The organism is Streptomyces sp. NPDC001508 (assembly GCF_040298665.1).
Lineage (GTDB): Bacteria > Actinomycetota > Actinomycetes > Streptomycetales > Streptomycetaceae > Streptomyces.
The window spans coordinates 65,535-91,193 of the sequence record NZ_JBEPAP010000032.1; the positions used below are offsets into that span (position 1 = coordinate 65,535).

Sequence of the window (25,659 nt, forward strand, 5' to 3'; positions counted from 1 at the left end):
TCGCGACGGGCGCCGTCCGCGGGTTCGGGACGGGCGGCGGGGGCGGATTGCAGGATGGCGTGGGCGTTGGTGCCGCCCATGCCGAAGCTGCTGAGCCCGGCGACGGTGGGTCCGGCGGGCAGCCGCAGCGGTGCCTTCAGCAGCCGCAGCCCGTGGTCGCGCAGCTTGAGCTGCTTGCTCTCCTTGGCCGCGTACCGGCTGGCGGGGACCACCCGGTGGTGCAGGGACAGGGCGACCTTGATCAGGCCCGCGATGCCAGCGGCGCCCTCGGTGTGGCCGAGGTTGCCCTTGACCGAGCCGAGCGCCATGGGTGTGCCGGCGCGGCCGGCGTGATGGTGGCCGAGCGCCTTGGCCTCCATCATGTCGCCGAGGGTGGTGCCGGTGCCGTGGGCCTCGGTGAAGACCACGTCGCGGGGCTCGATCCCGGCCCTGCGGTAGGCGGCGCCCAGCACCTCCTGCTGGGCCCACCGGTTGGGCGCGGTCAGCCCGTTGCTGCGGCCGTCCTGGTTGACGGCGCTGCCCCGGATGACGGCGTACACACGCTGGCCGTCGGCGATCGCGTCCCGCAGCCTGCGCAGCACGACCGTGCCGACGCCCTCGCCGCGGCCGATGCCGTTCGCCTCGCTGCTGAACGGCTTGCAGCGTCCGTCGGGGGCGGAGAGCCCGGCCTGGGTGTAGAAGATCGACAGGGCCGGGGTGAGGGCCACGTTGACGCCGGCGACGAGCGCGTGGTCGCACTCCTCGGCCAGCAGGGCGTTGACGGCGAGGTGCGCGGCGACCAGCGAGGAGGAACAGGCGGTGTCGACGGCGAGGCTCGGGCCCTTCAGATCGAGGTGGTACGAGATCCGGTTGGCGGTCATGCAGTAGCCGTTGCCGGAGCCGACCTGGGCGGTGACGTTGGCGTAGTCGGTCAGGTGCAGGTGCGCCCACTCGTTGCCCATGATGCCGACGAACACCCCGGTGGGGGTGCCGGCGAGGTTCCGCGGCGCGATCCCCGCGTCCTCGACCGCACGCCACGCGGACTGCAGCAGCAGCCGCTGCTGGGGGTCCATGGCGGCGGCCTCCCGCGGGGAGATGGTGAAGAACTCGTTGTCGAAGGCGTCCGGGTCGGCGATGAAGCCGCCCTCGGTGGTGTTGGTGCGTCCTTCCTCCCCGGTCGGCGAGTGGAACTCCTTGGCGTCCCACCGCTGCCGGGGCACCTCCCCCACCCCGTCTGCGCCGCGCATCAGCAGGTCCCAGTAGGCACCAGTGTCGGGCGCCCCCGGGAATCTGCAGTCGATGCCGACGATGGCCACGGGTTCCATCAAGCGCCGCCCTGCGCGGTGTCCGCGGCCAGCTCCTCCAGCAGATGGCCGGCGAGCGCGTGCACGGTCGGGTAGTCCCAGGCGACCGTCGGCTCCATCACGACGTCGAAGTCGTCCTCGATGTCGCCGCACAGGCTGAGCGCGGCGACGGAGTCGAGACCGTACTCGGCGAGCGGCACGTCCGGGTCGATGTCGGCGGGCCGCCGCTTGAGGTAGAGGGCGATGCGCTCGGCCAACCACGTGGTCAAAGACTCGGTGGTGTGTCCGGTGGTCGGAACGGGCATGGGGCACTCCTCGGCGGGGTGAGCGGTGGTGGCGTGCTGTCGCGGTGCCGTCCGGCGGCCGTCTGGACGTCCAGGGTCCGTTGCGGGCCGACCGGCGTCGGTCAGCCGGTCAGCGGGGTGTCGTACAGGTCGTAGCTGGTGCGCGCGTGGAATCTGCGCAGCACCTCGTCGTGCATCCGGGCGTCCACGGACGCCGGGAGCGCGGCGGGCCGCCGGCCGAGCCGACGGGCGAGCCGGTGCAGTGCGGCGGCGAGCCAGGCGGGGTCGGCGAGGAACGGGTCGCCGCCGTCGCGCACCGCCTGCTGCCGGACGCCGATCGCCGCGCCGGCCGCGAGCAGCACGGCGTACCGGTCGGCGAGGGCGAACGCGGCGGGACCGGCGAGCGCCGTACGGTCCTCGGGTGCGAGCGTCCGGCCGGCCTGCTGGACCTGCCGCAGCTCGTCCGCCAGTTGCCGGGTGAGCCCTTGGACGGCCCGTTCCTCGGGCGTCGTGCCGGGCGGCGTGTCCGCGGCGGCGACCAGGGTGGCGCCGAGTCCGTCCCGTCCGCCGGCCAGGGTGAGCCGGTCGAAGGGCAGGTCCGGCAGATCGGCGCGCGGCCGGAAGAGGTCCGCGGGTGCCGGTCGGTCGCGGAACCAGGAGTGCCGGGCGAGCCGGGACAGCTGGGGGATGATCGTGGCCTGGCAGGCCGCGGAACCGGCGTGGCCGAGGCTGAGCACCGGCAGGTCACGGATGTGTTTCTGGAAGATGCCGTGCTCGCCGTCGCGGAGGTAGAAGCGGGCGCCGAGCACGATGGACAGCTCGTGCATGGTGTCGGTGAGCAGCTTCGGCAGAAGGTATTTGGTGGCGGCGGCGAGGACGCTGGTCTGCTCGGGCAGCAGATGCACCGCCCGGGTCGCGGCCAGCGAGAGGCTGTCGCAGGTCAGCAGGTCGGTGAAGGCCCCGGACAGGGTGGCCCGTGCGTGCGGGATGTCCAGGACGGACCTGCGGTAGAGCCGGCGGCCCAGGGCGAAGCGTACGACGGTGCGCAGGGCTGTGTCGGTGGTGCCGACGGCCATGCCGGGGAGCGCGGCCCTGGTGATCTGGAAGGCGCGCAGGGCGGTTTCGACTCCTGTTCCGCTCGCGCCGACCAGGGTCGAGGAGGGCACGGGTGTGTTGTCGAAGCGCAGTCCGGACAGGTGGCAGCCGCGTACGCCGACGGCGTCGTAGCGGGGCAGCACCCGCCAGGTGTCCGTCTCGAGTGCCGCGCGCTCGACGAACAGCACGCTGTGGCTGCGGCTGCCCGGTGCGGGGCTGGTGCGGCTGAACAGCACCCAGGCGTCCGCCCGGTCAGCGTTGTTGATGACCTGCTTGGCGCCGTTCAGCAGGTAGCCGCCGCCCGGCGCGGGGCGGGCCGCGAACTCGTTGCGTACGAAGTCGTTGCCGTGCGCGAGTTCGTGGTAGGCGACGGAGACCTTGCCGCCGCCGGTGAGGATCCGGGCGAGGCGGGCGCGTTGCGCGGCGTCGCCTGAGGTCCAGACGTTCACACCGGCCATGAAGGAGGTCACGCCGTAGCCGAGGCCGAGGGCGACGTCGCGGCGGAACACCTGGCGCATGACGCGCACCAGGGTGTCGAGCCGTTCCAGGCGACCGCCTTCGGCGCCCGGCACGAAGTCGGCGCCGAGGCGCAGTTCGTCCAGGGCGCGCTCGCCGGCCGCGGACAGTTCACCGGCCTCGTCGGCCTCGATCAGCCGGGCGTAGCACAGTTCCCCCGACTCGTCGGTGGGGTCGCCGAGCCGCCGGTCCAGTTCGGCGACGCGTGCCGCGGCCCGTGCTTCCTGTCCCGGCGCCCCGTGGCCGTCTCCGGCGGTGGTGGTCGCCGGGTGCGGCTCCGGGGCCTCGGTAGCGATCAGCATGACGTCCTCTTCCTCTCGCCGGCGGCCGTGTCGGGCGCCGCGGGCCGCCGCTCGGGGCCCCGCTGCGGCAGCAGCGAGAACAGCCGGCCCGAGGAGCGGGCCGCCCGCAGGGCGCCGAGCAGTTCTTCATAGGTCTCCGGTCCGGCCGCCGCCGGTTCGCCGAGGCGGACCAGGAGCCGGTCGAGAGCGGTGTGCAGCCACAGACCGTCGCGCCACAGCGCCCCGGTGGCGGAGTCGTCGGGGTCGTCAGGGGCACCGGCCTCACCGGGGCCGCCGGGGCCGCCGGGGAAACGGTCGGCGCTGTGTGTCCACAGGCCGAGGCAGGCCGCCCCGGCCCAGCACAGCGTGTAGCGGCGGGCGGTCTCGAAGGCGGCGGGCGGCACCTCGGTGAGCGCCCCCTGGTACTCCGCCATCTCGGTGTGCACCTCGGTGGTGACGGCGAGCAGCCGCCGCGCGGCCTCGGCGACCGGGCCGAGCGCCGGGTGCGGGCCTGCACGCCGGGTGACCTCCTCGACCGAGGCGGCGAGCCCCGCCATGAGTCCGCTGCCGTGCCGGGCGAGAAGCGACAGCTTCGTCGCATCCAGCGGCGGCAGCGGTGCGCCGAGGTCGCAGGCGGTGGCGCCGCCCGCCGTGTCGCCGGTGCCGCGCCGAAAGCCGCGTACCAGTGAACGGAACTGATTCACCAAGGAGTTGAGGTTGACCAGGGTGTTGCCGTCGAAGAGCCCGACGATGCGGTGGTCACGCTGGAGCTTGGCGAACCGGCCGTCGGCGTGCACGCCCTTGAGGAAGGCGCGGGCGCCGAGCAGCCCGGTCAGGTCGGCGATGACCTGGTCGGTGCCGGTGGGCAGCAGATACTTGGTGACGGCCGAGGTGACGCCGAGTTCCGCCGTCTGGCTCTGCACGGCGCGGGCGGCGACCAGGGCGACCGCCTCGTGCAGCAGGATGTCGGCGGCGGCGCCGGTGAGCAGGTGCCGGGCCTGTGGCAGGTCGATCAGCCGCCGCCCGTACAGCTCGCGTTCCTCGGCGAAGTCCAGGCCGAGCCGCAGCGCGTGGTCGCCGGCGCCGAGCGAGAGCGCCGCGCACATGGTGCGGGTGAGCTGGAGTGCCTTCAGTACGATCTCCAGTCCGGCACCCTCGGCGCCGACGAGCGCGTCGCGCGGCACACGGGCACCGTCGAAGGCGATACCGGAGATGTCGGCGCCGCGGATGCCGTGGGTGCGGATCTTCGGGAGGTGGCGGTAACTGCCCTCGTCGAGTTCGCGTTTGTCGACGAGGAGGACGCTGAAGCCGCGCGGGCCTGCCTCCGGGCGGGTGCGGGTCAGCAGCGACAGCACCGACCCCCGGGTGGCGTTGTTGATCAGCCACTTCTCGCCGCTGACCAGCCAGTGGTCCGCGCCGCCGGACGCCGCGCCGCCGGACGCCGTGCCGCCGGACGCCGTGCCGCCGGACGCCGTGCCGTCGGTGCGCACCTCGCCGGCGAGCAGGTCGCTGCCGTGGGCGCGTTCGGTGAGCCCGAGGGAGACCGGGACCCCGGCCATGATGTCGGCGCCGAGCCGGGCGCCCTGTTCGGCGGAGCCCGCCACCCAGACGCAGACCCCGCCGAGGTAGGTCTTGCCGTGGCCGATGGCACAGGTCAGATCCCGGCGGGCGACGGCGCGGACGAGCTGGAGGACCTGCTCGTAGTCACGCAGCCGGCCGCCGTGCTCGACGGGTACGTACTGCTCGGGCAGGCCCCACTCCTCGAAGCGGCGGCAGATGTCGGCGGGGAACTCCTCCTTGTCGTCGAGTTCCGCGCAGCGCGCGTAGGAGAAGACCTCACCGGGGTCGTCGGGGTCGCCGAGGAAGCGGTCGAACTCCTCCGCGAGCCGGTAGGGCGGATGTTCCACGTCAGACCACCGATTCCAGGGACGGGGCGGCGGTGGCGTCGGCGTCCGGGCTGGCCCCGGCGGGTGCGATCAGTTCCCGCACGGCCGGTTCCAGGGCCTCGTACAGCGCGCTGATCCGGCCCTCCAGGAACAGCCGGCGCATCAGGGTCCGCTGGATCTTGCCGCTGGTGGTCCTGCGTACGGTTCCGGGGCGGACCAGCAGGATGTTGCCGGCCGGGACGCTGAACTCCTTGCTGATGAAGCTCTGCACACCGGACGCGAGGGTGTGCAGGTCGCCGGCGACCGCGCCGGGGCGGACCTCCTGGATCGCCACCAGGTGTTCGCGGTCGGTCTCGACGGCGAAGACGGCACCCGCGCCGGTGCCGAAGGACTTGTCCACGGACTGCACGGCGCGTTCGACGTCCTGCGGGTAGAGGTTGCGGCCCGCGAGGATGACCATCTCCTTGAGCCGGCCGGTGACATAGAGCTGTCCGTCCCGCAGGACGCCCATGTCCCCGGTGCGCAGCCAGCCGCCGCCCTCGCCGGCGGCGTCGCGGATCGCCGCGTCGAAGATCTCCTGGTTGGTCCCCGGCCGCTTCCAGTAGCCGCAGGCGACGCTGTCACCCTTGAGCCAGATCTCGCCGACGCCTCCCGCGGGCCGCTCGACACGGGTCTTGGGGTCGACGACGCGGACCTCGAAGTCCCGCACGATCCCGCTGCTGACGAGGGAACGGGTGGGGTGGTCCGCGCGCGGATCGGCGAGTTCGCCGCGCTCCAGGGCCTCGGCGTCGACGTCGAGCACGCGGGGGGCGGCGCCGCGCGGGATACCGGAGACCAGCAGGGTCGTCTCGGCCATCCCGTAGCAGGGGAAGAACGCCTCGGGCCTGAAGCCCGCGGGCGCGAAACGCTCGGTGAAGGCGCGGACGGTCTCGGCCCGGACCGGTTCGGCGCCGTTGCAGGCGGTCGTCCAGGAGGACAGGTCGAGCGTCTGAAGCTGTGCGTCGGTGACCCTGCGCACACACAGGTCGTACGCGAAGTTGGGGCCGCCGCCGGTGGTGACCCCGTAGTCGCCGACCATCTTCAGCCAGCGCACGGGGCGCTTGAGGAAGGTGAAGGGCGCCATCAGGACGGCGGGGATGCCGAGATAGAGCGGATGGAGGATGTGCCCGATCAGGCCCATGTCGTGGTAGAAGGGCAGCCAGCCGCCGCACACGGTCCCCGGGCCGGTGCCGATCGACCGCTGGATCGCCGCCTCGTTGGCGAGCAGGTTGCGGTGCGAGACCACGACGCCCTTGGGGTCGCTGGTCGAACCGGAGGTGTACTGGAGGAAGGCGAGGCTGTCCGGGGTGAGCGTGGGGGCGCGCCAGGCGTCCGCGGCGCCCTGCGCCGGATCGTCGGTGGCCAGGCACGGCACATCGGTGAAGCCCTCCGCGGTGAGCCAGGCGGAGATCTCGGGGGCGTGCGCCGAGTCGGTGAGCACGGCGCACGCCTCGGCGTCACGCAGAATGCCGGACACCCGGGAGAAGTGCCGGCCCTGCTCGGTGGGCAGCGGTCCGGGCACGGCGACGGCACCGGCGTACAGGCAGGCGGTGAACGCCTTGATGAAGTCCAGGCTCGCCGGGTAGAGCAGCAGGACCTGGCGGTTCGCGGCCCCGCGCTCCTGGAGCCAGGAGGCGACCCGGCGCGCCTCCTGGTCGAGCCCGGCGAAGCTCAGGTGCCGCGGCATCGAGCCGCGGGCGTCGTCGGGCAGGAAGATGAAGGCATCCGCGGCGCTGCGGGCTTCGGTGCGTTCCAGAACCAGTTCCGTGAAGGTCCGGAAGTTCGTCAACGTCTTTCTCCGACCTCTGCGAGTTCCGCTGGCGTGGCGCCGGCACGGGTTGCTCCGACATCACGATCGTCGTCCGGGGCACTAAGGAGACGCTTGTGCGTTCGGGTCATCCGGGGCCGGCCCGGAAGTCCGCGTCGAGACGCACATGCCCGGGTACGTCCGGCAGTTCGGTCAGCGGGTGCCTGAACTCGGCGGTGCCGTCCGGCGATTCGGCGGCCCGTTCGAAGCCGAGCGACGGGTAGAAGTCGCGCACCTTGTGGTTCTTGGCGGTGGGCCGGTAGCCGGCGCGTACCTCGGCCGCGCCCGCCTCCACGGCGTGCGCCAGCAGCGCGGCGACGGCGGCCTGCTCGATACCGCGGGCGAACACCCGGCAGCTGAGCAGCAGGTTGTCGATGCGCAGGGCCGCGTCCTCCCGGTGTGCGAACAGGGCGCCGACGACCCCGTTGTCGCCGAAGCGGTCGCGGGAGCGCACGGCCAGCACCAGATGGTCCGGCGAGTCGAGCCGTTCGCGGACGTCGGGCGCCTGGAGCCGGCGGGTGGTGAGGTTGAACTGGTTGGTGCGCAGGGTGATCTGGGCGATCCGGGCCACCTCGTGCTCGCGTACCGGGGTCACCTCGACCCGTACGTCGAGGGCGCGCAGATACTCCTCCATCGAGCCGGTGGCCTGCCGGAGGTCCTGCCGTTCCGCCTCCTGGCGGTACTGCGCGGCACGGCCCCGGTCCTCGGCGGTCAGCTCCCGCACGTCGAACCAGCCGTCGGCGAGCAGCCGGTCGATGTGCAGCACCGGTTCCTCGTCCAGCGCGATCACCGCGACCTCGGGGAGCGTGGCGGCGACGAGTCCGCGTTCGAAGGGCGAGTCGTCGGCGAAGACGAAGCTGTCGGTGCCCAGGTTGAGGTGGGCAGCGATGGCGCGGATGGCGCCGTCCTTGGGTTCCCAGTCGGCGCTGATCCGCACGAAGTCGGCCTCGCGCAGGGTCATGTCGGGATGGTCGCGGAGCACGTCGAGCACCGGCTCGCGGTCGTTCTTGCTGCACACCGCGAGCAGCACGCCCTGGCTGCCGATCTGCTTGACCACCCGCTGGAAGCGGCCGAAGGCCGCGCCGCGGTAGGTGGTGGCGGCGGCGATGCCGTCGGGTCCGTCGTCGCCGAGGATGCCGTCCCACAGGGTGTTGTCGAGGTCCAGGACGAGCACCTTCCTGGCTCTGCCGCGCAGGGTGCGCAGCAGGTGGCCCGTGTGCCGCGCGTATCGGGCGAGCACCTCCTCGCCCAGGTGCACCTGGGCGTAGGCGGCGAGCCGCGGGTCGCGTACCGGTCCGCCGTCGGCGATCAGCGGCTCCAGGTCGACGATGTGCAGCCGCGGGTGTGCGGCGGCCAGCCGCAGCAGGCCGACATTGAACTCCCGCCAGACGATGGACAGGTGGGTGCGGGAGCGGTGGTCGACCAGTTGCCGGGTGTGCTGGGACAGCAGGGGCAGGGTGTTCAGTACGAGGGTGCCGGTGCCGTGTTCGTCGTAGCGGGCGGCGAGCCGGTCGAGGAGCCGGAGTGTGCCGGCGGTGGCCTCGGCGACGTCCTCCACCCGCCAGGGCAGCGGCAGTTCGTCGAAGACGAGCTGGGCGTCGAGCAGACACAGGGCGAGTTCGGTGCCGGGCGCGTACAGGTGGCTGCCGGTGTCCCGCAGATCGCGCAGCCAGGCGTCGTGGTCGGCGGCGCTCAGCCGCAACGGGATGCCGTGGCGGGCGAGTTCCGCGGTGAGCGGTGCCGTCAGCGCGTCCAGGGTGCCGTGTCCGGTCACGGCGACGGTGGCGGGCACCACGCCGGGGTGCGCCGCCACGATGTCCTCGCAGGCGACCTTGGCGAGCAGCCGGCCGGCGCGGGACAGCCGGGCGAATCCGTCGTCCGGCTGCGCGAGTTCGGCGAGCAGTCCGGGCACCGCCGGGTACTCGGCGGCGAGCCGACGCTCGCCGTACAGGGCGCGCAGCCGGTCGAGGGGGCTCGCGGGGCCGGTGCGCTCCGGATCGGACGTCGTCACTGCTGTGCTCACGGTCGGTTCGCCTCTCTGCGGGGGCGGGCGGGCGCTTGGGAGCTTGTGCCCCGGCCCTAAAGACGGGCTTGCGCGCCGGGTGCGCCCGGGCACGGGCGGGTCCGCGCGTGGCGCCCGCAAGAGCTGCTTTAGGCGGGCTGCGGACCATCGGTGGAGGATGACTCCTTCGGAAAGGCAGCACCGATGACGACAACTGAGCTGACCGCAGAAGTGTGCGTGGTCGGAGGGGGTCCGGCGGGGCTCACCCTGGCCGTGGAACTCGCCAGGCGTTCGGTCTCCGTCGTGGTGGTGGAGCAGAGCGCTCACTTCGACCGGTCGTTCCGGGGCGAGTCGGTCTCCCCCGACTCGGTGTGGCTGCTCGACAGGCTGGGCGTCCTCGGCCGGCTGGGCGGCGCCTACCAGCAGATGCACAGAATGGAGATCGTCGACTCCGGCAGCACGGTGCTGCGCGCCGACTTCCGCCGCTTCCCGTACCCGCACCCCTATCCGGTGGAGCTGCCCCAGCCCGCGCTGCTGTCGGCCCTGGCGGCGCTCGGGCAGGAGGAGCACCCGGAGCACTTCACCCTGGTACGCCGGGCGACCGCCACCCGGCTGCTGCGCGCGGACGGCGAGCGCGGCCCGGTCACGGGGATGACGGCGCGCACCCCGGAGGGCGAGCTGACGGTGCGCGCGGCGCTCACGGTGGCGGCGGACGGCCGGTTCAGCAAGGTCCGCGAGATGTCCGGGCTGTCGTACACGAAGCTGCCGCTCGACCGTGACGTGGTGTGGCTGAAGCTGCCGTTCCCCACCGAGTGGGACGACCGTACGTACCGGATCCGGATCCGCGGCGACCAGCACGGGCTGTTCATCCCGACCCACCCGGACAGTGTGCGCGTCGGCTTCAACATACCCAAGGGCGGGCTTAAGGAGCTGCGCGCCGAGGGTCTGCCCGCGCTGTACGAGCGGCTGGACCGGCTCGCTCCGGAGCTGGCCGGGGCGGTGCGCTCGGAGATCCGGTCCTGGTCCGACACCTCGATGCTGGACATCTTCACCACGGTGGTGCCGCGCTGGTCCATGCCGGGTCTTGTGCTGATCGGCGACGCGGCGCACACGCTGACGCCGATCCTCGGGCAGGGTGTCAATCACGCGATCATCGACGGGGTGACGCTGGCCCCGCTGCTGCGCGAGGCGTTCGACGCGGGCGGGGGCGAGGGCGCGCTGCTGGAGGCGGGCGCCCGGTTCCAGCGGGCGCGGGAGGAGTCGGTGGCCACGTCGCGCGGGCTGCAACTGCGCCAGGAGCGGCTGTTCGCGCTGCACGGCGCCGGCGGTGTGGTGCGCCGCTCGCTGTACCGGGTGGTCGACCGCAGCCAGAAGCTGAAGGAACGGGTACTGGGAGGCGCGTACTTCCAGTTGCAGCGACCGGGACCGCACGCCGTGCAGCCGCAGTCCCCGACCGCCCGGGTCTGACCCACGGCCCGGCAACTGCTCGGAGTCTGGGGGAGGTTCTAAAGGCATCATCGTGCTGCCCCCGGAGCACGAGGTCGGCACGGACGCCATCGAACTGCTCCAGCTGGTCGACGAGGTCCTCGGCATCGCGGGGACACCCGACCGCGGCTACTGCCTGTCCCTGCGCGGCGTCGCCCGCGAGGCGGCGACCGCCCACGGCCTGCCGCTGCGCGACCCGGCGCTGCTCGACGGCGGTGAGGTCGGTGAGCATCAGGCCGGCGGTCGCCTCCAGTTCCACGGGCGCCGGCCGGCTGCCCGGACCCGTTCCCCACACGCCAAGGCCCCGGCCCGTACGAAGCGCACGGACCGGGCCCGCCAGCCTGCCCACCCACCACAACCGACCGAGTGCCAAGCCCGACCGCGTGCCAAGCCCGGGCACGGGCCAAGACCGGGCACAGGCCAAGACCGGGCACAGGCCAAGACCGGGCACAGGCCAAGACCGGGCACAGGCCAAGACCGGGCACAGGCCAAGACCGGGCCGTCAACGCATCGAACCAGCGGGGCGAACCACCACCACGGCCTCCACACCAGCGGACCGAGCCACCACCACACCCCGACCGACAAGCCGAACACGCCACCCGCCCACCACACCCGCCCCGCCGGACCGAGCCACCGCCCGGACACCACCCCACCCAGCCACCACCACACCGGACCAGCCGACCGGGCCACCAACCAAACGCCACCACACCGGACCAGCGGAGCCGAACGTCGGCCGGACACCACCTACACCCCGCCCGGCAGACCGAGGCGTCGCCCGGCCGCCACCACACCGGACCCGCGAGCCGAATCGCCGCCCGGCCACCACCACACCCCGACCCGCGGAGCCGAACATCGGCCGGACACCACCTACACCCCGCCCGGCAGACCGAGGCGTCGCCCGGCCGCCACCACACCGGACCCGCGAGCCGAATCGCCGCCCGGCCGCCACCACACCCCGACCCGCGGGGCCGAACATCGGCCGGACACCACCACACCGGACCAGCCGACCGGGCACGCGCCCAGCCACCACCGCACCAGGACCCACGAGCCGAACCGCCACCCGCCCACCACCGCACCGGGACCCGCGAGCCGATTCACCACCCGGCCACCGCCACACCCGGACCAGCCGACCGGGCCACCAACCAGACGCCGCCACACCGGACCAGCGGGGCCGAACGTCGGCCGGACGCCGCCGCACCCGGCCCGGCGGGCCGAATCGCCGCCCGGCCACCGCCACACCCCCGCCCGGAACACCGAAGCGCCGTCCGGGCGTTGGTGCGCCCGGAGCGGCGGGGCGGCGTCAGTCGGTGGTGGGGGTGTCACCAGGTGACGGGGAGGCGGGTCAGGCCGTGGACCATCATTCCGGTCGTCAGCTCCAGGGCCTCGACGTCCTCCGCGAGCCGCAGACCGGGGAACCGGTTCAGCAGCGAGGCGATGACGATCTGCAGCTCCGCCCTGGCCAGTGCGGCGCCCACACAGAAGTGCGGGCCGTGGCCGAACGCGACGTGGTGGACGGCCTCGGGCCGGGTGGGGTCGAACGCGTCGGCCTCGGCGCCGGGAAAGCGCGTGGGGTCCTGGTTGGCGGAGCAGACCGCCGCCAGCACCGCGCTGCCCTTGGGGATGACGGTGCCGCCGATCTCCACGTCCTCCAGGGTGATCCGCAGCGGGCCGCCGTCGCCGATCGGGTTGACGCGCAGCAGTTCCTCGATGGCGTGGTCGATCATCTCGGGGTGCTCGCGCAGCGTGGCCAGATGCTCCGGGTGGCGCAGCAGGGTCAGCACGATCTTGCCGATCATGCTGACGGTGGTCTCGTGGCCGGCGACAAGGATGGTCGCCGCCATGACGATCAGTTCGAACTCGTTGAGGCTGCCCTCGTCGTCGTGGGCGGCGACGAGCGCCCCCATCAGGTCGTCCGTCGGCTCCTCCCGCTTGCGCTTGACGAGTGCCGCCAGGTACTCGATCATCTGCTGGCGCTGGGCGGCGGTCTCCTCCGGGGTGTGCGCGGTCAGCGAGACGAAGGCGTCGGACCATTCGCGGAAGCGGTCGCGGTCCTCGAAGGGCACACCGAGCAGTTCGCAGATCACCATCACCGGCAGCGGGAAGGCCAGCGCCGTGTTGAGGTCGACCGGCCCGTCCTGCTGCTCCATCGCGTCGAGGAGTCCGTCGGTGAGTTCCTGGATCCGCGGCCGCATGTTCTGCACACGGCGGGCGGTGAACTCCCGGGAGACGAGCCTGCGCAGCCGGGTGTGCTCGGGCGGGTCCGTGGTGAACAGGCTGCCCGGCACCGGGGGTGTGCTGGTCAGCTGGGGCGCGTCGGGTTCGATGGTGGCGGCCCGGCTGAACCTGGTGTCGGCGAGCACGGTGCGCACATCGTCGTAGCGGGTCACCACATAGCCCTCGTCCCCGCTGGGCAGCCGGACGTGGGCGACCGGGCACTTGGCCCGCAACTCCTCGTAGACGGGGGGTACTTCGACGGCCGAAGGGCGGTGGAACGGGTAGTCCATGAGGGGCCCGCCGGTCTGCGGCCCGCCGTGCGTCGTGTCCGTCGTGTCCATGCGTTTCCTCCGGCAACAGGTGCTCAGCGGTTACTTGGGTGCGGTGATGCAAGTGGCCGCCGCGCGGCGCGAGGCGCGGTCGGGAACCCGGACGAGCCTCGCAGCGAGGGCTTGCGCGGCACCAAAGCGCCCCGCGGGCGTGGGTCAGCGCAGCCGGCCGTCCGCGGCGCGCAGGCCGAACCCGAGGGCCCGGTCGGCGGCGATGTGCACCAGCCAGGCCAGACCGAGGTTGAACAGCGGGACGGCGATGTCCGAGGAGTCCGGGACGAGACAGGCGAGCATGACGACGACGGCGACGACGGGCCGGTGCAGCAGGTTGTAGAGGGGAACGGCCCTGCGCGGCATCCGGCCGTGCTCGTGCGGGCCGGTGAGCCCCGCGAGGAAGGACAGGTCGGGTACGACGACACCGGCGAGGGCGGCGACGATCACCCAGCCGCCGTACTTCGCCGTCTCGAACACCAGCCAGATCAGCAGGAGGGCGGCCAGCACCCCCCAGGCGACGCGGACCTGTGGCGAGGCGGGGCTCCTCGGGGCGCCTTCAGCGGCGTCGTGTGGCACGGGACATGTTTCCTTTCACGTGGGTGCGTTGCTTCCGTACGGGATCGGGCGGCAGGGACGCCGCCATGGCCCCGGCATGACGGGCAAATGACCGGCGGGTGAGATTCTCACGACCCGGCCGCCGCGGCCCTGTGACCGTCCGTCACGTCACGCGGCGACCCGCTCCGTGGCGTACCGGCGGGTCAGGGAGGCGAGTTCGGCCAGGAAGGCTTCCTCGTCGGATCTGACGAAGAAGTGCCCGCCGGGCATGGTGCGCAGATCGCAGCCGCGTCCCGCGTGCCGCTGCCAGGCGGCCACCTCGGACACGCCGACCAGCCGGTCCCCGCGTCCCGCGAACAGGTGCAGCGGCACCCGCAGCGGCTCGGCGGGCGCCGTGCGGCTGCGCAGACACAGCCGCACGTCGTCGCGGGCCACCGGGAGCAGCGCGGAGAGGAATTCGGGGTGGTCGAGCAGCGTCTGCGGGATGCCGCCGAGTGCCGCCAGGCCGGCGGCGAGTTCCGCGTCCCCGGCGTCAGGGTCGGCGATCGGCGGGGCCGGCAGATGCGGGGCGCGGTAGGCGCTCAGCACGAGTGCCCGGGGCAGGGCCGCGCCGCGCCGCTGCCGTCGCCGGGTGAGCGCGTACGCGATGAGCGCCCCCATGCTGTGTCCGTAGAGGATGTGGGGTGCGCACAGCTCCTCGTCGAGCTGTGCGTCCATGTCGTCGATGAGGGCGTCCAGATCGGTGAACCGGGGTTCGGTGAACCGTTCCTCGCGGCCGGGCAGTTGCACGGGCATCACCCGTACCCCGGCGTCGTGGGCGTCGAGGCCGCGCTGCCATCGCCGGTACGCCGAGGCTCCGCCGCCCGCGTACGGGAAGCAGAACAGCCGTGTCGCGGGGCCCGGTTCGTCGTCCGGGCGCTTCCGGGACAGATATCGCGTCATGATGCTCCGTCTCGGTTCCGTCCAGGGGTGAGCGGGCCGGCCCCGTCCACGCCACGACGACGGGTGGGCCGGGCCCGGCCGACGCGGCCCCACGGTGCCCCGGCCCGCTAAAAGGCCGCCAAACTCGGCACGGTGAGATCGAGCCGGGGGTCGGATGCCAGGATCGCCCGGTGCAGTTTCTGCAGGCGAACTGAGGGCTCTATGCCCAGCTCCTGACTGGTCGACGCGCGTAGCTTCCGGAAAACCTCAAGTGCCTGCCACGAGCGTCCGCACCGGTAGAGCGCCAGCATCAGCAGTGCTTGCAGACTCTCCTGGAGCGGGAAACGCTCGGTGAGCGCGAGGAGTTCACCGATCACCTCGGCGTGTCTGCCGAGTCGCAGATCGGCGGTGATGCGGCCCTCCAGCGCGGAGCGCCGCGCCTCCTCGAGCCGCAGCATCTCGACGCGGAGCGCCGGCCCGATGCGTACGTCGGCGAGGACCGGCCCGCGCCACATGGCGAGCGCCTCGCCCAGCAGCTTCGCGGCGGTCTCGTCGTCGCCGCCCTCCAGGGCCCGCAGGCCGCGCCCGCTGAGCTGCTGGAAGAGGTCGGCCTCCAGGACGGGTGCCGGCATGTTCAGCGCGTACCCGGCGTAGCCGCGGCTCAGCACCTCTTTCGGCGCGCATTCGTGCTCCGGTCCCAGGGCGTGCCCGATGGCCCGGCGCAACTGCTTGACGTAGGTCTGTACCACTCCCGCGGGCCCGCTGGGGGGTCTGGACTCCCACAGCTCCTCCGTCAGGGTCGCCACGTTGACGTCCCAGCCCGTGTTGACCGCCAGCAGTGCGAGCAGCTGCCGCGGCTTGGCCGCGCTCGGCACCACGGAGGTGCCGTCGATGCTCACCACGAGCGGCCCGAGAACCCCGATCTCCATGCCACTGCTCCTTCCGCCTGCCGGAACACTGACACGTTGTCGGCTACAACGGCACTTAGCCGATCATGTTTTCGGCCGGGAATCCGGCTGCCCCTGGGTATGAGATTTTCATGGTCGCGGTTTTGCGCGGCCCGCTTTAAGCGATGCTTCAGGGCAAGCGGTGACCCTGGGCGCCGTCGGGTGCCGTCCCAGGGCGGCCATGGGACCGGCTGGGAAGGAGAGGGCGGGATGAGGCTGAGGTTCTGGCTCGGCAGGGCCGGCGCCGGTGCGTTGAAGATGCTGATCCAGCTCGGCGCCTTCTCCGTGGGACCGCTGCCCGGCGTCCACTACGCCGACCCCGGCCCGGACCCCGACCGCCCGGTGCGTGGCACCGAGCCGCCGGCAGCCCCGTACACGCCGCCGGCCTGGCACCCGGAGCGGCGGTGCACGACGCCGCCGAGCCGACTGGAGCGGGAGCTGTGGGCCGGACTCGGCATCGATGTGAAACGGGCCGGAGGCTAGCGACCGCGCACCGTGCGGTGCCCCCGCGGGCTGCGGGGGACGAAACTCCGTGGGGGCACCGCGTTCTCAGGTGGTGGCCAGGGCCTCGGTCGGGGGGAGGCGCGCGGCCCGTACGGCGGGGTAGAAGCCGGCCAGGCCGCCGATGACCAGGGTGGCCCCCACGCCGCCCGCCATCGCCCAGACCGGGACGACCGTCGGCCAGCCCTGGTAGGCGGCGTACCCCGTGGTCACGCCGATGCCGAGGACCACGCCCCCGAGGCCGCCCAGCGCGGACAGCAGCAGCGCCTCGGCGAGGAACTGGGTGCGGATCTGTCCGCGGGTCGCGCCCAGGGAGCGGCGCAGGCCGATCTCGGAGCGGCGTTCCAGCACGGAGATGACCATGGTGTTGGCCACACCGACCCCGCCCACCAGCAGGGCCACACCGCCGAGTCCGAGCAGCAGGCCGCTCAGGGCGTCGTCCGTGGCCTGCTTGGCGGCCAGCGCGTCGGACGGCCGTGAGACCTCGACCTCGCTGGGTGCCTCCGGGTTGGCGGTGGCGCCCAGGACGGACTGGACCTCGCCGACCGAGGAGTCCTGGGCGCGGGTGTAGATGGCGGTCGGGTAGCCGTCGAAGTCCAGCAGCCGTTCCGCGACCGGCCAGCCGACCAGCGCCGTGGAGTCCAGCGTGGGCACGAGCTGGTTCGGGGCGAGCAGGCCGACGACGGTGAACCAGTGTCCGCCGAGCCAGACCTGGATGTCGGGGCCCGCCCGGTCCACGCCGAGCTGCTGGGCCGCCTTGGACCCGAGGACGACGGCCGGATACCGGTTGCTGGCCGTGTTCAGCCAGCTGCCGGAGACGATGTCGGTGCCCACGGATGTCGGCAGGTCGGTGCGGGTGGCGGCCACGGTGAGGCCGCCGGTCTCCTGCTTCGGCACATGGTCGTTGCGGTAGACCTTGGCGTTGGTGCGGCCGATGGCCGACACCGACTCGGCCTCGGAGATGTTCCGGATCATCTTGACCGATTCGGCGGGCAGATGGGCCCCCTCGCCGCTGAAGGACGTACCGGGTGTGACGGTCAGCAGGTTGGTGCCGAGCGCCGCGAGCCGGCGGTTGAGGTCTTCGGTGGACGAGGTGGAGATCCCCACCACCGCGACCATGGCGGCGATGCCGATGGCGATGCCGAGCGCGGACAGGAACACCCGCATCGGCCGGGAACGCAGCCCGGACCCGCCCACTCTCAGCACATCGGTGGGCGGCATGCGGGCCGGTTTGGGCGGCTTCCGCAGGGTGCCGGCCGCCACTGTCGCCGCTGTTTTCGTGTCGCTCATCGCACGGCCTCCTGAAGGGCGGGCGACAGGGAGCCGGGGGCGGCGGAGTCGTACTCGATCCTGCCGTCCTTGACCCGTACCTCCCGGGGCAGCGAGGCGGTGATGTCCCGGTCATGGGTGATGATCACCACGGCCGTGCCGGACTCGTGCAGTTCGTGGAGCAGTTCGAGGACGACCGTCCCGGAGCGGGAGTCCAGGGCGCCGGTCGGCTCGTCGGCCAGCAGCAGCGGCGGGTCGCCGAGCACCGCGCGGGCGATCGCGACGCGCTGCTTCTCGCCGCCCGAGAGCTGGTGCGGTTCGTGCCGGAGCCGGTGGCCGAGTCCGACCCGGCGCAGCGCCCGTTCGGCCAGCAGGCGCCGCTCACCACGGGTGCGTCCGCTGTACAGGAGTCCGTCCGCCACGCTGTCCAACGCCGGTACCCCCGGGGCGAGATGGAACTGCTGGAAGACAAAACCGATGGTGCCGGCGCGCAGCGCCGACAGCTCCCGGTCGCTGAGCCGGGCCACGTCGTACCCGGCGATGCGCACCCGTCCCGACGTCGGCCGGTCCAGGGTGCCCATGATGTTGAGCATGGTGGACTTGCCCGAGCCCGACGGGCCGACGATGGCGAGGAGTTCACCGCGCCGTACGACGAGGTCGGCGCCGCCCAGGGCGGCCACGTCGCCGTATTTCTTCGACACCGCGGTGAGTTCGAGCAGCGCGGGGGCCGCGGGCCCGCTCACGGGGGTGGGCGCGGTCATTTCGGGACCCCCACGACGGTGCCCTCCTCGATGCCGCTGCCGGACACCTCGACCTTGCCGCTCGCGAACATGCCCAGCTCGACCGGGCGCAGTTCGGTGCCCTTGCCGGTGATGACCTCCAGGGCGTAGCCGCCGCCCTGACGGGCCATCAGCGCAAAGACCGGAACGGCGAGCACGTTCTTGCGGCTCTCGGCCTTCAGCGTGACATCGACGGCGGCGGCCTGGTAACGGCCGAGGCTCTTGGGGTTCTTGACGGTCAGTTCCACCGGCAGGGTGGCGTCGGCGCCGCTTCCCGAACCGCCGGACTGGGCCTCGCCGGTGCCGCTGCCGCTGCCGCCGGAACCGGAGTCGTCGGCGGTGGAGGCCGGGGTGCCGATGTCCGTCACCTCGGCCTCCACCACGGTGTTGTCGGGGAGCTTCACCGTGGCCTTCGTGCCCTCGTCGACCAGGTCCTCGTACGAGACGTCCAGGTCGACGCTGACGATCCTCTCGGTGTCGGTCCAGGACAGCACGGCTCCGCTCAGCGCGGCGCCCAGGGCGGTCTTCTGGGCGGCGACGCGCCGGGATCCCGAGGCCACGACGGCGTCCCCGGGCGCCGCGGTGCCGGTGGTGTCCCGGCCGAGGTCGTCCTGCCACTTCCGCACCGCGTCGGCGGTGTCGGAGGTGTACTCGTCGTCCACGGTGAAGCCGGTGTAGCCGAGGGCGCGGAGGTTCTTCTCCAGCATCCTGACGTCGGCGCCCTCACTGCCGGTCCGCAGGGTGCGGTAGAGCGGGAAGGAGCCGTAGAGCAAAGGTACCTTCTGCTCGTTGACCCGGTAGACGGCGTCGCCGCGCTTGATGACCTTTCCCTCGTCGGGCAGCCAGGTGACGATGCCGCTGCCGGAGCCGCCCTGCGCCTGCTGCCCGCCGCTGCCGGTGGACTGGGCGGCGGACTGGCCGACCGGGGCCTGCACGGTGGTGGCGCTGCCGTAGCCGAGGTTGCCGTCCACGGTCTGGGTGTCGGTCAGCGTGGTGCGCTCCACCTTCGCGGTGGCCGGCGGTGCGGTGGGCGCCGCGCTCGAAGTGCCGCCGCCGTCGCCGCCGAGGGCTCCGGTGGCGGCGATGCCGGCGGTCGCGGCCACGGCGATCGCGACGAGCACGATCAGGGACCTGCGCAGCCGCCGGCGCCCACCGCCGGTGGCCGCCCGCTCCGGGTCGTCGGCGGTGCCGCGGCCGTCGCCGGCGGGGACGGGAACGTATGCGTCGTCCGGCCGGGCGGGAGCCCGTTCATCCTCGCCTGCGGTGGCGACGGCGCCCGTCTGCTGGGGCGCCACCTCCTGGGCGGAGCGGCGCTCCAGGGCGCCCGAGGTGTCGCCCGCCGCCTCGGTCTCGTCCCGGCCGGTCACTGGCCACCCCCGCCGAACTGGACGGCACCGCCCGGGTACTTGCTCATGCAGGCCTGCATGGCCTGCTGGAACTTCGGGTCACCGGGGTCGACCCCGGCACCCATGATGTCGATGACCAGGCTGGAGCCGTTGATCTGCGGGTCCGGGAACTTCGGCACACCGTTCTCGCGGATGCACTTCGCCCAGTCGGCGGCCTTGGCCGAGTCGATCGCCCCGCCGCCGCTGCCGCCGCCCGGGCCGCTGCCCTGCGGGGCCAGGTCCTGGCACGCCTGCTGGGCCTCCTTGAACGCCTGGGAGTTCGGATCGAGGCCGTCCTGCGGGCTGATCCGGATGCCGCCGCTGTCGGACTGCGGGTCGGGGAAGTTGGGCACGCCGTTGTCGCGCATGCACTTCGAATAGGCCAGCGCCCGGTCGCCCGTGCTGGTCGGGGAGGCGCTGTCCGAGGTGGACGTGGCCGCGTTGGAGTCGCCGGAGCAGCCAGCCAGCAGGCTTGTGGTGAGAAGGGCGGCGGCTGCCGCCACGAGGCTTCGGACCGCTGTTTTCCTGTGTGAGTCAGTCAGCATGGTCCCCAGTTCTACGCATCGGCCGGTCACACCGGGGACACAGAACCGTGTGTCTGCCACATCCGCTGTGACCTGCGGGTACGGGGTTTTCCGGGCATGCCGGAGGGCCGCGGGCCAAGGGCGGCGCGGCGATCCGGCCGGGTGCCCGGCCTCCTGACGGGCAGATCAGGAGCGGCGGTCAGGCCCGCTGGCTACTCCCCGTGCGGGCGCCCGGTCGGTCGTTCACCAGGTCACCGGCAGGCGCAGTACGCCGTACGCGGTCGACCTGACCCGGAAGGGCACGTCCTCGGCGGGTGTGTCCAGGCGCAGCCGGGGGAAGCGGTCCAGCAGCGCCCTGAAGGCGATCCGCAGCTCCAGCCGGGCCAGGGGTGCGCCCAGGCAGTGGTGGATGCCGTGGCCGAAGGCGACATGCGCCACGGGGTCGCGGGCGAGGTCGAGGCGGTCCGGCGCGGTGGTCAGCGCCGGGTCGCGGTTGGCCAGGGGGATCGAGCAGACGACGGTGTCCCCGGACCTGATGAGCTGTCCCCCGACGGTCACGTCCTTGCGGGCGGTCCGCGGGGTGGGGGCGTGCGGCACGGACAGGTGGCGCAGGAGTTCGTCGATCGCGCGGTCCAGCGCCGCCGGGTCGGCGCGCAACCGTTCCAGCTCGCCGGGCTGCTGGAGGAGCGCCAGGGTGCCGAGGCCGATCATGCCGGAGATGTTGTCGAGGCCGGCGAGCATGAGCAGTACGCAGATGCCGCGCAGTTCCTTGTCGGTGACCTCGTCGCCGTGCTCCCGTACGAGCATGCCGAGGAAGCCGTCGTCGGGGTTCTTGCGGCTGCGGGCGATGAGCGCGGTCAGATAGCGGGTGAAGGCGGTTCCGGCGGCGGCGCGCTCCCTGTGGCCCGCGGTCGCGAGGTGGGTGTGGCAGCGGCGCAGGAAGTCGGCGCGGTCGTCGCGGGGCACGCCGATGAGTTCGCACAGCACCGGTCCGGGGACCGGGTCCGCGACGTGCCGTACCAGGTCGGCGGGTGCTCCGCTGCGCTCCATGGCGTCGAGGCCGTCGTGCACGATGGCTTCGATCCGGGGCGCGAGCCGCTGGACGCGCCGGTGGGTGAACTCGGCGGTGAGCATCTTGCGCAGCCGGGTGTGTTCGGGCGGGTCGTAGTCCATGAGCTGGCCGATCGCCTCGTCCGGCCGCCAGTCGTCCGCCGCGCCCGCCCCGGTGGGCGTGCCGAACCGGCGGCGGGTGGAGAACCGGGCGTGGTCGCCGAGGACTTGACGCACCTCGTGGTAGCCGGTGACCAGCCAGACGGTACGGCCGTAGGCGTGCGGGCCGCCGTCGATGCGGGTGACGGGCCGCCCCGCGGTCAGGCGGCGCAGCTCGGCCGCCGGGTCCAAGCCGGTACGGCGGGTGTGCACGGGGAGGTCCGGGGCCTCGGGCGGGGTGGGGTGAGCGGTCTCGTGGGGTGTGTCGTACGCCATGGATGTCCGCCTCCTACCAGGCCACCGGCAGTGCTTCCACGCCGTAGATGCCGGACGGGGACTTGTAGCGCAGTTCCCCGGCCGGTACGGCGAGCCGCAGGCCGGGGAAGCGGCGCGCCAGCGCCGGGACGGCGATGCGCAGGGTCAGCCGGGCCAGGGGCGCGCCGAGGCAGTGGTGGATGCCGTGCCCGAAGGTCACGTGTCTGGCGTCCTGCCGTGTGATGTCGAAGGCGTCCGCGGCGTGCGGACACTGGGCCCGGTTGGCCGCGAGCAGGGAGCAGAGCACGACGTCACCCGCCTTGACGGACTGTCCCGCCAGGTCCATGTCGACCAGGGCGGTGCGCGGTGACGCGGTCGAGACGACCGAGGAGTGGCGGAGCATCTCCTCCACCGCCGTTCGGCCAGGTCGTCCCGCTCGCGCAGGAGGGCGAGCTGGTCGGGGTGCTGGAGCAGGGCGAGGACGCCGAGCGCCAGGGTTCCGGTGACGTTCAGGATCGCGGGGGCCAGCAGGGTGGCGACGGTTCCGGCCAGTTCCTCGTCGCTCATGACCATGCCGTGTTCATGGAGGAGCGCGCCGATCAGGTCGTCGCCGCGGTGCCGGCGCCGGCTTCTGGCGAACTTGACCAGGTACGCCATGTACGCCTTGCCGGCCGCCATCCGCTGTTCCCGGGGCCGGCCCTCGCTGCGGCTGAGGTCGAGGTTGCGGGCCAGTTCGGCGTGGTCGTCGCGGGGGATGCCGAGCAGCAGGCAGCCGACGAGGGTCGGGACGGGCTGGGCGAAGTGTCTGACCAGGTCGGCCGGGTGTCCGGCCCGTTCCAGGGCGTTGAGGTGGTCGGTGACGATCCGCTCGACCATCGGTTCGAGCCGGCGCATCCGGCGCTGGGTGAACTCGGGTGCCTGCATCTTGCGCAGCCGGGTGTGCTCGGGCGGGTCGTACTGGAGCAGGTTGCCTTCCTGAAGGAGGCGCCGGGAGTCCGCCTCGGTGTCCGCGGGCGGCAGGGTGCTGAAGCGTTCCGCGTCGCCGAGCACCGCGCGTACCGCGTCGGGGCCGACGGCGAGCCAGGTGCGCTCGGCGGTGTTGGCGGTCTCGATCCGGACGAGCGGGGTCCGCCGGCTCATCAGGCCCAGTTCGGGCACGGGGTCGATGCCGTCGCGGCGCTCGTGCACGGGTACGTCGTTCGGCTGGGGCGCGCTCGGGCGCCGCTGCGTCGGGTGCGGCTGGTCAGACATCGGCGGGCACCTCCAGTGCGGCGGTGACGGCCCGGGCGATCCGCGCGGCGGGCTCCGGCTGGAACATGTCGTAGTGGCCGACGGGCAGTTCGTGCACGGTGATGTCCCCGGCGATGTAGGGCCGCCAGCTGTCGACCGCCTCGGGCACCGGTAGTTGTGCCGGGCGGTCCTCGGTGGCGACGAACAGCAGCAGGTCGCCCGGGTAGGGGGGCGGGGTGTGGTCGGGGACGAAGGCCGCGGCGTTGCGGACGACCTTCTCCATGCTCGCGCGGAGCCGGTCGTCCACGCCCATGCGGACGGCGTCCATGTCGGCCGGCATGGCGCGCTCGCGCTCGTCGGCGCCGTCCGGACCGGTGCCGGTGTCCGGCGGGCGTTCCTCCGAGGTGACGAACCGGCCGACGCCTCCGGGGTAGGCGTCGAGCACGCCGAGCAGCGCCACCTCCTCGTCCTGGTCGCGCAGCCGGGCGGCGATCGCCTGGGCGAGCAGGCCGCCGAAGGAGGATCCGATCAGGTGGTAGGGGCCGGTGGGCTGGACGGTGCGGATCTGCAACAGGTAGTCGGTGACCATCTCGTCGATGCTGTGGTCTCGGTGGGGCCGTAGGTGTTGGACATCCGGGCCCGGCCGGTCCAGCGTGCGGCCAGGTCCGCGGTGAGCAGTTCGGCGCCCAGGACCCAGGTGCGCACGTCCGGTACGTCGTCCGGGTCCAGTTCGGCCAGCAGGGAGGGTACGACGCTGGCGCTGCGCACTCCGGCCGAGCGCATCATGCGGGCCAGGGCCGGGGGTTCGGCGCGCTCGTCCTCGGTCGCGATGGCGAGGGTGCCGCCGGCCGCCAGGGTGGTGGCGACGTCCAGGACGGCCGCGTCGAAGCTGAACGAGGCGAACTGGAGTGCCGTGGTGCCCTCGGTGACGTCGAGGACGGGCCGCATGGCCTCGGCGAGGTTGGCCACGCTGCGGTGGGTGACGGCCACGCCCTTGGGACGGCCGGTCGACCCGGAGGTGTAGATGACGTAGGCGAGTTGGTCCGGCGGCAGGGGCGCGGGCGGCGGTCCTGCGGGCCGGTCCGTGAGGTTCTGCTCGGCCTTGTCCAGCAGAACGGCCCGGGCCGTGCCGAGCGGCACGCCGTGCAGGGTCTCGGCCGTGCCGAGGACGACGCGTGCCTCGCTGTCGTCGATCATGTGGCCGAGCCGGTCGGCCGGGTGGCGGGGGTCCAGCGGCACGAACGCGCCCCGCGCCTTCCACACCGCGAGGAGCGCGACGACCATGTCGGCGCCGCGCGGCAGGCACAGCCCCACCCGGGTCTCCGGGCCCACGCCCCGGTCGGTCAGGCGGGCGGCCAGCCGGTCGCTGCGCTCGTCCAGTGCCGCGTACGACAGGTGTTCGGCGCCGCAGCGTACGGCCGGGGTGTGCGGGGTGCGGGCGGCCCAGCCGCGCACCGCGTCGACCAGGGTGCCGGGCGGGACGGGCCGGTCGGTGTCGTTCCACGTCCTCACCAGCCGGTCCCGTTCGTCGGGCGCCAGTATGTCGATGTCGGCGACCCGGGAGTCCGGGTCGGCCGCCATCTGCTCCAGGACCCGGACGACCCGGTCGAACACCGAGCGTGCGGTGTCGGCGTCGAACAAGTCGGGACGGTAGTCGAGTCCGCAGTGCAGCCGGGTGCCGGGCGTCACGACCAGGGTGAGCGGGTAGTGGGAGGCGTCCTGCGCCATGCCCGCCGGCCGTATGGACAGCGTGCCGGGCGTGTCGCCGCCGCCCCGCGGCGGGTGCGGGAAGCTCTCGTACAGGACCAGGGTGTCGAACACCGAGCCGGGGCCCGCGATCTTCTGGATCTCCAGCAGGCCCACGTGCTGGTGGCCGATCAGCCGGGCGTGGTGCTCCTGCAGCCGGGTCAGCAGCGCGGCCACGGTGTCCGCGCCGTCGAGTCGTACGCGCACCGGCAGCGTGTTGATGAGGAGTCCCACCATGGATTCCACGCCCGGGATGTCGGCGGGCCGCCCGGCCGCGGTGCTGCCGAACACCACGTCGGCGCGTCCGGCCAGCCGGGCCAGGACCAGCGCCCACGCGCCCTGCACGACGGTGTTCATGGTGACGCCGAGGGTGCGGGCCAGCCCGGTCAGGGAGGTGGTGAGGTCCTTGGACAGGTCGGTGACGATCCGCTCGGGGAACACCGGCAGCCGGGTGGGGTCCGCCTTGGCCACCAGGGTCGGTTCGTCGGCTCCGGCCAGCTCCGAGCGCCAGGCCCGGGTGGCCGCGTCCTTGTCCTGCCGGCCCAGCCAGGCCACGTAGGCGCCGTAGGACGGGGCCCGGCGCAGCCCGGAGGCGTCGCCGCCGGCCTCGTAGACCGCCGCCAGTTCGGCGAGCAGCACCGGCATGGACCAGCCGTCCATGAGGATGTGGTGGAACGTCATCACCAGACGGTGCCGGTCCTCGCCGAGCCGGACCAGCAGCAGCCTCAGCAGGGGCGGCACGGCCGGGTCGAAGCGCTGCGCGGTCTCGCTCTCGGCGAGTGCGCGCAGCGCGTGTTCCGTCTCGGCCGGGGGCAGTCCGCTCATGTCCGCCTCGCGCCAGGGCAGGGTCACCTCGCGCAGCACGACCTGCACCAGCCGGGCGCCGCTCACCGGGCGGAAGCAGGCCCGCAGCGCCGTGTGCCGGGCCACCAGCGCCTGCCAGGAGGCGCGCATCCGGCCCGCGTCGAGGGGGCCTTCGATGTCCAGCGCGGACTGCACGGTGTAGACGTCGGGGCCCTCGTCGGCGAGAGCGGCGTGGAACAGCAGCCCCTCCTGCAACGGCGACAGCGGCCACACGTCCTCGACAAGGGATCGCGTCATCGCTCCTTCTCCTCAACGTAAG

The 25,659-nt window shown here is 73.0% G+C and carries 20 protein-coding genes and 2 pseudogenes; 3 read left to right on the forward strand and 19 right to left on the reverse strand.

The features are described 5' to 3' along the window. The 6 genes from ABT245_RS26275 to ABT245_RS26300 all read right to left on the reverse strand — a co-directional run. On the reverse strand, nt 1-1,304 hold a 1,304-nt coding region (locus ABT245_RS26275; protein WP_351737601.1), incomplete at its 3' end, for a beta-ketoacyl synthase N-terminal-like domain-containing protein. Further along, nucleotides 1,304-1,588, reverse strand: a complete 285-nt coding sequence (locus ABT245_RS26280) for an acyl carrier protein (protein ID WP_351737603.1) — start codon at nt 1,586-1,588, stop codon at nt 1,304-1,306. The genes ABT245_RS26280 and ABT245_RS26275, both read right to left, overlap by 1 nt. 101 nt (nt 1,589-1,689) lie before the next feature. Then, complete coding sequence (locus ABT245_RS26285; RefSeq protein WP_351737605.1) at nt 1,690-3,480, reverse strand: acyl-CoA dehydrogenase family protein; 1,791 nt, start codon at nt 3,478-3,480, stop codon at nt 1,690-1,692. After that, nucleotides 3,474-5,366 carry an acyl-CoA dehydrogenase family protein gene (locus ABT245_RS26290; RefSeq protein WP_351737607.1) on the reverse strand — a complete coding sequence of 631 codons (1,893 nt, stop codon included), beginning with the start codon at nt 5,364-5,366 and terminating at the stop codon, nt 3,474-3,476. The genes ABT245_RS26285 and ABT245_RS26290 overlap by 7 nt, the downstream gene beginning before the upstream one ends. Nucleotide 5,367: 1 nt before the next feature. Beyond that, nucleotides 5,368-7,173 (reverse strand): fatty acyl-AMP ligase, encoded by a 1,806-nt coding sequence (locus ABT245_RS26295; protein WP_351737609.1) that lies wholly within the window; start codon nt 7,171-7,173, stop codon nt 5,368-5,370. Between the two features lie 106 nt (nt 7,174-7,279). Beyond that, nucleotides 7,280-9,214 carry an HAD-IIIC family phosphatase gene (locus ABT245_RS26300; RefSeq protein ID WP_351737611.1) on the reverse strand — a complete coding sequence of 645 codons (1,935 nt, stop codon included), beginning with the start codon at nt 9,212-9,214 and terminating at the stop codon, nt 7,280-7,282. 183 nt (nt 9,215-9,397) lie between these two features. Here ABT245_RS26300 and ABT245_RS26305 point away from each other — a divergent pair, with 183 nt between their 5' ends. Both ABT245_RS26305 and ABT245_RS26310 read left to right on the forward strand, forming a co-directional pair. Continuing rightward, entirely contained in the window at nt 9,398-10,660 is a 1,263-nt protein-coding gene (locus ABT245_RS26305) for an FAD-dependent monooxygenase (protein ID WP_351737613.1), read from the forward strand. Between the two features lie 34 nt (nt 10,661-10,694). Continuing rightward, nucleotides 10,695-10,889: pseudogene (locus ABT245_RS26310) on the forward strand (hypothetical protein); the annotation flags it as partial. Nucleotides 10,890-11,997: 1,108 nt separating this feature from the next. Here the strand turns inward: ABT245_RS26310 and ABT245_RS26315 are convergent. The 4 genes from ABT245_RS26315 to ABT245_RS26330 form a co-directional block, all read right to left on the reverse strand. Then, nucleotides 11,998-13,233, reverse strand: coding sequence for a cytochrome P450 (locus ABT245_RS26315; RefSeq protein WP_351737615.1), 1,236 nt, complete (start codon nt 13,231-13,233; stop codon nt 11,998-12,000). Between the two features lie 144 nt (nt 13,234-13,377). Beyond that, nucleotides 13,378-13,791, reverse strand: a complete 414-nt coding sequence (locus ABT245_RS26320; RefSeq protein WP_351737617.1) for a DUF4260 family protein — start codon at nt 13,789-13,791, stop codon at nt 13,378-13,380. Between the two features lie 147 nt (nt 13,792-13,938). Beyond that, entirely contained in the window at nt 13,939-14,712 is a 774-nt protein-coding gene (locus tag ABT245_RS26325) for a thioesterase II family protein (protein WP_351737619.1), read from the reverse strand. A gap of 107 nt (nt 14,713-14,819) precedes the next feature. Next, a complete protein-coding gene (locus ABT245_RS26330; RefSeq protein WP_351737621.1) occupies nt 14,820-15,620 on the reverse strand; it encodes an AfsR/SARP family transcriptional regulator in 801 nt (266 codons plus the stop codon). Between the two features lie 228 nt (nt 15,621-15,848). On the opposite strand from ABT245_RS26330, the gene ABT245_RS26335 reads away from it, so the two are divergent. Beyond that, nucleotides 15,849-16,121: a DUF6059 family protein gene (locus tag ABT245_RS26335; protein WP_351737623.1), complete on the forward strand. Its 273-nt coding sequence runs from the start codon at nt 15,849-15,851 to the stop codon at nt 16,119-16,121. 66 nt (nt 16,122-16,187) lie between these two features. On the opposite strand, the gene ABT245_RS26340 is transcribed toward ABT245_RS26335, so the two are convergent. The 9 genes and pseudogenes from ABT245_RS26340 to ABT245_RS26380 form a co-directional block, all read right to left on the reverse strand. Next, complete coding sequence (locus ABT245_RS26340; protein ID WP_351737625.1) at nt 16,188-17,429, reverse strand: ABC transporter permease; 1,242 nt, start codon at nt 17,427-17,429, stop codon at nt 16,188-16,190. Continuing rightward, nucleotides 17,426-18,169: an ABC transporter ATP-binding protein gene (locus ABT245_RS26345; RefSeq protein ID WP_351737627.1), complete on the reverse strand. Its 744-nt coding sequence runs from the start codon at nt 18,167-18,169 to the stop codon at nt 17,426-17,428. The genes ABT245_RS26340 and ABT245_RS26345 overlap by 4 nt, the downstream gene beginning before the upstream one ends. Further along, nucleotides 18,166-19,554, reverse strand: a complete 1,389-nt coding sequence (locus ABT245_RS26350; protein WP_351737629.1) for a peptidoglycan-binding protein — start codon at nt 19,552-19,554, stop codon at nt 18,166-18,168. The genes ABT245_RS26345 and ABT245_RS26350 overlap by 4 nt, the downstream gene beginning before the upstream one ends. After that, nucleotides 19,551-20,117, reverse strand: coding sequence for a hypothetical protein (locus ABT245_RS26355; RefSeq protein WP_351737631.1), 567 nt, complete (start codon nt 20,115-20,117; stop codon nt 19,551-19,553). The genes ABT245_RS26350 and ABT245_RS26355 overlap by 4 nt, the downstream gene beginning before the upstream one ends. A 222-nt stretch (nt 20,118-20,339) precedes the next feature. Further along, the gene (locus ABT245_RS26360) at nt 20,340-21,581 is read right to left on the reverse strand and encodes a cytochrome P450 (protein WP_351737633.1); all 1,242 of its coding nucleotides are present in this window, start codon (nt 21,579-21,581) and stop codon (nt 20,340-20,342) included. Between the two features lie 13 nt (nt 21,582-21,594). Then, nucleotides 21,595-21,963, reverse strand: a complete 369-nt coding sequence (locus tag ABT245_RS26365) for a cytochrome P450 (RefSeq protein ID WP_351737635.1) — start codon at nt 21,961-21,963, stop codon at nt 21,595-21,597. 92 nt (nt 21,964-22,055) lie between these two features. After that, a pseudogene (locus ABT245_RS26370) lies at nt 22,056-22,811 on the reverse strand (cytochrome P450); the annotation flags it as partial. Next, a complete protein-coding gene (locus tag ABT245_RS26375) occupies nt 22,804-23,379 on the reverse strand; it encodes an alpha/beta fold hydrolase (protein WP_351737637.1) in 576 nt (191 codons plus the stop codon). The gene ABT245_RS26375 and the pseudogene ABT245_RS26370, both read right to left, overlap by 8 nt. After that, nucleotides 23,319-25,637, reverse strand: a complete 2,319-nt coding sequence (locus ABT245_RS26380) for a non-ribosomal peptide synthetase (RefSeq protein WP_351737639.1) — start codon at nt 25,635-25,637, stop codon at nt 23,319-23,321. The genes ABT245_RS26375 and ABT245_RS26380 overlap by 61 nt, the downstream gene beginning before the upstream one ends. Nucleotides 25,638-25,659 lie beyond the last annotated feature (22 nt).